General features: G+C 51.5%; 6 protein-coding genes. All 6 read right to left on the reverse strand.

Translation table 11 applies throughout. The features are described 5' to 3' along the window. Positions 1 to 582, reverse strand: a 582-nt coding sequence (locus tag HMPREF1250_RS07935; protein ID WP_036243030.1) for a xanthine phosphoribosyltransferase, incomplete at its 3' end; no start/stop codon positions are given. Between the two features lie 42 nt (positions 583 to 624). Further along, positions 625 to 2,988, reverse strand: a complete 2,364-nt coding sequence (locus HMPREF1250_RS07940) for an endonuclease MutS2 (protein ID WP_023054151.1) — start codon at positions 2,986 to 2,988, stop codon at positions 625 to 627. A gap of 13 nt (positions 2,989 to 3,001) precedes the next feature. Then, on the reverse strand, positions 3,002 to 5,419 hold the full coding sequence (locus HMPREF1250_RS07945) for a DUF3656 domain-containing U32 family peptidase (RefSeq protein ID WP_023054148.1): 2,418 nt from the start codon (positions 5,417 to 5,419) through the stop codon (positions 3,002 to 3,004). Between the two features lie 78 nt (positions 5,420 to 5,497). After that, a complete protein-coding gene (locus HMPREF1250_RS07950; RefSeq protein ID WP_023054150.1) occupies positions 5,498 to 6,586 on the reverse strand; it encodes an iron-containing alcohol dehydrogenase family protein in 1,089 nt (362 codons plus the stop codon). Positions 6,587 to 6,624: 38 nt separating this feature from the next. Then, positions 6,625 to 7,110 (reverse strand): gamma carbonic anhydrase family protein, encoded by a 486-nt coding sequence (locus HMPREF1250_RS07955; protein ID WP_023054146.1) that lies wholly within the window; start codon positions 7,108 to 7,110, stop codon positions 6,625 to 6,627. An 85-nt stretch (positions 7,111 to 7,195) separates the two neighbouring features. After that, on the reverse strand, positions 7,196 to 7,546 hold the full coding sequence (locus HMPREF1250_RS07960) for a hypothetical protein (protein WP_023054147.1): 351 nt from the start codon (positions 7,544 to 7,546) through the stop codon (positions 7,196 to 7,198). Positions 7,547 to 7,662: the final 116 nt, after the last annotated feature.

A 7,662-nucleotide genomic window follows, 5' to 3' on the forward strand; every position in this document is an offset into this window, starting at 1 on the left:
GTTTCCGTCCCGTGCAAAGACAGGCCGGTTATTCTCAAAGCACTGAATTCGCGCCAGTGATTCAACGTGAAAGCCTGCCGCTTCCAAGAGATGCCGTCCCGGTTGAAAAGATTTTTCAATGACAATACCGATCCCGGCAATATGGGCGCCGCCTGCTTCGACTAAATGCGACAGTCCCAACGCCGCCGTACCGCTGGCTAAAAAATCATCAATAAGCAAAATATCCTCGCCTTTGGCAATAAATCGTTTGCTGATTGATGCCATATAGGTCTCTTCTTTGGTATAAGAATAGATTTCCGTCATATACATGCCGTCGTTCATCAGTAGCGACGCTTTTTTTCTGGCAAAAACGACGGGGACGTTACCTAAGGCGATGGAGACCGCCATTGCCACGGCAATGCCGGAAGACTCGATCGTCACGATCTTATCAATCTTACAATCGCGAAACTTTGCGGCAAGTTCCTGCCCCATGCGCAGCATCAGGGAAACGTCAATTTGTTGGTTCAAAAAATTATCAACTTTCAAAATACGATTATCAATGATTGTCCCGTCCTGCAAAATCTTTTCTTCCAACTCTTTCATCTCTATCTGCCCCTTCACTATACCTTCATCAAATTGCTGCCGCTAAAAGTAAACAAGCGTCACTCCGTCGCCGCCATTTTGCGAATCTTCCGGTGCGAAACGCGTGACAAAAGGTTGTTCCGACAAAAAATCGTGAATCTGTCGTCGCAATGCGCCGCTTCCTTTGCCGTGAATGATACGCACAGGACTGAAGCCTGCCGATAACGCCTGATCCAAAAAACGCTCCACCAGAGGAATCGCTTCCTGTCCCGTCTTGCCGATAATGTTGATTTCCGTGTTGACCTGAACGGTCCGTACAGGCCTGAATGACGATTCTGCCGCCGCTTTCTTTTCAGCCCGCCGTTCCTGTTTCAATTCTTCCAAAAACGGTGCGCTAATATCCTTATCCGTCACCCGCACAGTCATCCCTCGAACAGAGACGGTCGCCTTCTTTCCTCTGCATTCCGTAACCGTTCCCAAACCGTCAAGAGAATTAATAAAGACTAGCTGCCCCACCTTCAGCCGAGCCATATCGACCGGATCACGCCGCTGCTTTTCCTCTGCCGGCAACGAGATCTGCTGAACAGCGCGGCGCGCTTTATCGATCGCCTTGGCTCTGTCACTTTCTCCGCCTTCTCTGGCCTGCTGTTTTAATTCGCGGATGATCCGCTCCGATTCCAAGCGCAGGCTCCGCTTTAATTCCATCGCTTCACGCCTGCTGGCGGCAATGATGTCCTGCCGTTTTTCCGCCGCTTTATCCTTTTCGTGACGCAATTCCGCCTCCAGCTGCCGCACTGCAGCCAATCGTTGCTCCAGCTGCTGTTGTTCTTCATCCATTTGCTGAGATTGCGCATTGAGCTTGGTCAAAATCGCTTCCATATCAACATCTTGCGACCGGCTGCGCAGTTCCCGCGCCTTAGCCAAGACCGGCAACGGCATGCCGAGACGCTCGCTGATGCTGAAAGCGTGACTGCTGCCGGCGGAACCGATGCGGAGCTTATACGTAGGACGCAACGTTTCCACATCAAATTCGACATGGCCGTTTTCAATGCCGGCAGTCTGATAGGCATAGTTTTTCAAATCATTGTAATGGGTCGTAACCATGACGAGCGCGCCCTTTTCATAAAGTGCTTCCATGATCGCAATGGCAATGGCGCTGCCTTCGGCCGGATCTGTTCCCGAACCGAGCTCATCAGCCAGAATCAGATCGGCGGGACCGCTGTGGTTAATGATGTAAATGAGCTGCTTCATGTGACTGGAAAAGGTGCTTAAATTTTGCGCAATATCCTGTTCGTCACCGATATCGGCAAAAACGTTGCGAAAAACCGGCAATTCCGAACCGTCGAGCCCCGGAATGAACAGTCCCGCCTGGTGCATTAAAACGATTAGCCCCAACGTTTTCATGGCAACCGTCTTCCCGCCGGTATTTGACCCCGTAATCAGCAATATCCGGTAATCGCCGCCGAGAAAGATCGTATTCGGAACAACGCAGTCGCCGTCGATTAAGGGGTGCCTGGCCTGATAGAGTTTGACTGTGCCTGTCGGCGATATTTCAGGTCTGACCGCTTTCATGCGAACAGCCAGCTGAGCCTTGGCAAAAGCGAATTCCAGCTGCCCCACTGCCTGCGTCGCCGTGCGGATCGCTTCATACTCCTCGGCGACGGCGGCCGTAAGTCGATGAAAGATCCGCTCAATTTCCCTGCTCTCGCCTAAGCGTGCCGCTTGTAAGTCATTATTCGCCTGCACAATGGCCAACGGTTCTACATAGAGCGTCGCGCCGCTGGCAGAGGTATCGTGAACAATGCCCGGAAAAGCGTGCCTGTATTCCTGCTTGATCGGTACGACATACCGATTATTGCGAACTGTTACCAAAACATCCTGAAAATATTTCTGATACTCCTTATTGTTGAGAACGCCGTTCATATATCGCTTTGTCTGCCGCTCCAGATCATTGATGCGATTGCGAAGACGGAGCAATTCAGGAGACGCATTGTCGCGCAACTGGTGGTCCTTGTCAAATACGGAAGCAAAAGAATGAATGAGCATCGTGAAATCGGCAATCCCTTCAGCTCGCTCCGCTAATTGACTGTACGCTTCCCTTTTCTCGGAAAAAAAACGGTGAATTTCGCCGTAGCGCTGTAAGTTCAGCCAAATATCGACGCATTCATAACCTTCCAAAGTCACACTGCGTTTCGCTTTTTCCAAAGCCGGCCTAATTTCGGTAATGCCGCCGAAAGGAGCCGTTCCTTCACGTTGCAGACAATGCAGGGCTTCTTCCGTATCATTCAGACTTGTCCGGACCATATCCGCATCACTGCTGGGACGCAAATGCTTGGCGATCTCTTTCGACACCTTGGAAGGCGCCAGCTGAATGAGCATATTCTGTATTTGATAAAATCCGAGAATGCGGATACTTCGGTTATTCATTCTATTGATACGCCTACTTTCCTATAATGCTGTGAAAGAAATGTCCGCGCGTGACATGTCTGTCGTCTTTGGTAAAAAGCATCGTTTCCGTACCGTCACAAATTTTCCGGTACTGACGCACTGTCGCCGCAACCCACTGCGGACTGCAGCCGCGAGCTTCGAGCCGCAAGCGCATCGCCTGCATTTTTTGCAGGTCGCGGTAATAAGGAACTATATTCAGCTCTTTCCCGTTTAAAATATGCGTCCTGCAATATTGATCCGTCATAAGCGGAAATGATTCACCTTTTCTGTCTGCCAACGAAAAATGCCCGGTCATGCAGACAGCGGGACATGACCGCTTCCGACCTGTGCCGGCAAATGCGGCTATAGGACAATATTCCGTTACCATCAATTCCTGCCGGCCGGCAACGCAGATCTCCACGGGAACAGCAAGCTCTGCCGCGATTTCTCCGATTTGCCGCAGCGTCAGTTCCGGTGAAAGAGCAAGACCCGTACAACCCATGGCTACATACGCTGCTGCTGCCGTCGCATTAAAAATATTCAAGTACATATCGCCGTTAACAGGCAAGTCGATACGCAGCTGCCGCAACAATTCCATAGCGCCTAAGGCGCCGATATATACGCCGTCTATATGGCAAGCGGCGGCAAGCGCCAATTCTCTGCTGACGGCCTCCGCATTCTCTTGCCGTTCTATCCGCGGCGTCGACGCCCATAACTGACAGTCGTAGGCACGTACGGCGGCGGCGGCTTCACGCCATTCGGCGATTCCGAACGGGCGGTGATGATAGGATTCACCGCCGAAAATGACCCGATCAGCGCCATTGGCGGCAGCTGCCTTTACAGCTGCAACCGTGTCACAACGGACCGTAACCTCCATAGCCTCCAGCGCCTCCCCGCTGACGGGGCTGGCCAGAGAAACGGCCTGACCGCTGCGGGGGCGTTTATACTCGCCGCGTATTTCCGCTTTCATCAACTCAACAGCTCGGCGGCGCAACTCATTGATGACGCTGGAGGGAATCATCATCGTTTCATCCCATATGGTTGCGTCGGCCAATGAAAAAACGGTGTCGCCTAACCGGTCAAGCTGTGTCTTCAGCCAAAGCCGCGTCGCCGGACGCTTATGCGCCGGTTCCGGCACATAAGCGGAATAAACTTCGCCGCTATGCCCCGCTTCATCCCAAACAGTGAGAACCAAACGACCGTCGGCAGTCGTTCCCAAATGGCAATACAGCGGGATCGACTGCCGCAGCGCTTCAGCGGACTGTTCCCGATCCGTCTGCCGCGCGAGGCGATACAAATCCCCCGGAAACAAATCACGGCAGCGAAATTCCAGGATACTCCCCTTCTCCTTTGACGGATTGACGGCTTTTATTTCATCAATTCGTTCTCTGCCGTCGGAATGACAGACCTTGACGATATCTCCGGCCTGAAGCTCCGTTGTCAACGCGGCAAGTCCTTCCCTTCCGTTCCATTCCAACAAGGCGCCTGCATACATGCCCCTGTTGCCGCTCTCCCCTTCCGTAACGGTCTTCCTCCCGACCGTGTAGGTCAAAAAATCTGCCTGATAGGAACGATTAAATGTTTCCCTGAGCAGTTGAAGGCCTTCTTCTACAGCTTCTTGCCGCTTTTGCTCCGGCAACGTACAGGAATCCAAAATGCGCCGATAAGCGAAAACCGTATTTCGGACATACCCGTTATTTTTCATTCTGCCTTCAATTTTAAAGGACGAAACGCCGGCGGCCACGAGGTCCGGAATATACGCTGCCGCGCACAGATCTTTCAAGCTCAGCAAATAGACGTCCTTCGTCGTCACCGCTTTGCCGTCCCTTAGGAGTCGGAATGGCAGGCGGCAGGGCTGCGCGCAAGAACCGCGATTACCGCTGCGGCCGCCCATAAAACTGCTCATCAGGCATTGCCCCGAATAGGACATACAAGAAGCGCCGTGAATGAAAACCTCGACGGCCATCTTCGTTTGACTGCAAATAGAGGAAATCTCCGGCAATGACAGTTCTCTTGCCAAAACGACTTGCGTAAATCCCAGGGCCTCCAATTGCCGCACGCCTGCCAGGTCGGCAACAGTCATCTGGGTGCTGCCGTGCAGCGGAAGCGCAGGCGCCACATCACGCGCCAGTGCGGCGACGGCAAGATCCTGGACGATGACCCCGTCAACGGCAATAACGTCCAGATACTGCAAATACGCTTTCAAGTCTTCCCGTTCCGTATCGGCAATAACGATATTGACAGTCACGTAAACCTTGACGCCAAACATATGCGCCGTTTCAACGGCTCTCTCCAGCTCACGGTGATCCAAATTATGTGCGAATTTCCTGGCACCGAAAGCTTTGCCGCCTAAATAAACGGCATCGGCGCCGGCGTTGATCGCCGTCCAAACATGCGACAGAGACCCTGCCGGTGCTAATAATTCTGCCATTGCATTTCTCCTCTTGCTTAAGGTAATCTCTACTTTAGTTTATTATTATATCATACCTGCCGAAATTTCTTCCACGCCTTACGACAGACTCTTGTACAACTCGGCAACGACAGCGGCCTTAACAGGATACGCCGTTACTGCCACCGAGGTCTTCCGCATGGTCAACTCCACATACGCATCGATTTCCGCCGCAGTCAGCGCTACGCGTTCAGGCATCAAATCAACCATTAACGCCCTGAAATCCGTAATTCCGGAAAGGCTCAGGATATCCCATATGCGTTCCGTCTTATGCGGCATCGTTTCCGACATTAACGCCATATACGCGGGAAGCAGCAGCCCGTTGGCACGGCCATGGGATAAATCTTTATAATATGTCAACTGGTACCCCATGCCATGTACCAACGTCGTTCCCGTCTGCGCAATCGTAATCCCTGCCAACATCGATCCGTACAACAAATCTTCGCGCACAGAATAGGGAAGCTTCCCTTTCAGTTCCGTCAGATGGCCGCCGATAAACCGCATCGCTTCTTCAGCCCAGACATCACTCATAGGCGTCGCCTTTTTCGAAAGATAACCTTCAACGGCATGCGACAACGCATCAATGGCCGTATCAATCGTCACCTTCTCACTGACGCTCATCGTAAAAGACGGATCAACATAAGAAAGAGTCGGGAAAAGAAGGGGATCGGCAACCGATTCCTTTGTCCCCTTACAATGATTCGTCAGTACGCCGACTTTTGTCACCTCGCTGCCGGTTCCCGCTGTCGTCGGTACCGTTACGATTGGCAAAGGCCGAGCATAGGGTCCTGTAAAAAGACGTTCATCATCCAATGTATTCGTACAAAGCAGCGCAATCACTTTGCCTGCATCCATCGGTGAACCGCCGCCAATGGCGATGATAACATCACAGGCTTCCGCCTTGGCCAAATTTGCGGCCCGTCGCACAGTCTCAATCGACGGATTGCTTTCAACTTCATCAAAAAGGCACCAGTCTATTTCCAAGTTCCGCAAACACGCTTGCACAGCATCTTGTGCGCCATTGGCCTTTGCTGAACGGCGTCCGGTTACAAGCATGGCTTTATGCCCTAATGCGCTGATCGCTTCTCCCGAATGTTGCAGACAATCTCTGCCGAAAAATACTTTCGTCGGCATTTCATACGAAAACATTACCAAGACCCCTTCCACATAGGATATTGCAAACTCAACTAGTGATATGCCCCTACTTCTTTGCGAGTCTCTTCCTTTTCCTCTTCCGTAACGGAACGGATAATACGGAAGGGATTTCCGTATACCAGCGAATCGGCCGAGATTCGTTTGCCCTGCGTAATAATCGTGCCGGCGCCGATAATGGAGTTTTCACCGATGCTGCTGTAGCTCATCAGCACGGCGCCCATACCGATCAACGCGCCGGCGCCGATGGACTGTCCGTGGATAATGGCGTTGTGCCCGATCAGTACATGATCGCCAATATGATGAGGCGTGCGAATATCGGAGTGAACGGTAACGTTGTCCTGTATATTCGTGTAAGCGCCGACTGTAATCGCACTGAAATCACCGCGAATAACGGCATTCGGCCAGATACTGACACCCGGTCCCAAGGTGACATCGCCGATGATAACTGCCGTGTCAGCTAACACGGCAGTATGATGAATGGTAGGATAAATTCCCTTAAAAGGTAAAATATGAGCCATCATAATCCTCCTGTCCGAACATAATGCAAAAAAAGAACGCGGCCGTACAAAAACACAGCCGTGTTCTCTAATGAAAACCAATTGCTTACCCCAGAATTACGCCCTTATTTTCTAATAGTTTAATACCGGCAGAACAGGCCGGACAATCGCAATACACAGCACCTGCCGCCTTAATTTCTTCGGCATGCGCCAAAAGGGCTTTCGCTTTTTCTTCGCCGAAAAGGGAGATGCCAGCCGACGATCCCGCAAAGGCAATCACTCCGTCAACAGGCATGATATCACCTTCCACTTCAGCGAGCAGTTTCTTGAATACAGCGACCTCTTTTTCCGTGCCGACTGCATTGAGCCACTCCGCTCCCAGCTCTTTCAACGCGCCATAACAGGAAGGCGCTGCTATCATATCTTTAACGACCTGTACTAACTCTTCTTTCGTCATAATCGTACCTCCCTAAAATAAAAAACATAAAATATATGATTATTATAATACATCACCTGCACACTAGCAAGGTGAGTAGTTGGCAGTTAGTGGTTACACCCCATTGGTGGCAAAAA

Source organism: Megasphaera vaginalis (ex Srinivasan et al. 2021) (genome assembly GCF_000478965.1).
GTDB classification, from domain to species: domain Bacteria; phylum Bacillota; class Negativicutes; order Veillonellales; family Megasphaeraceae; genus Megasphaera; species Megasphaera vaginalis.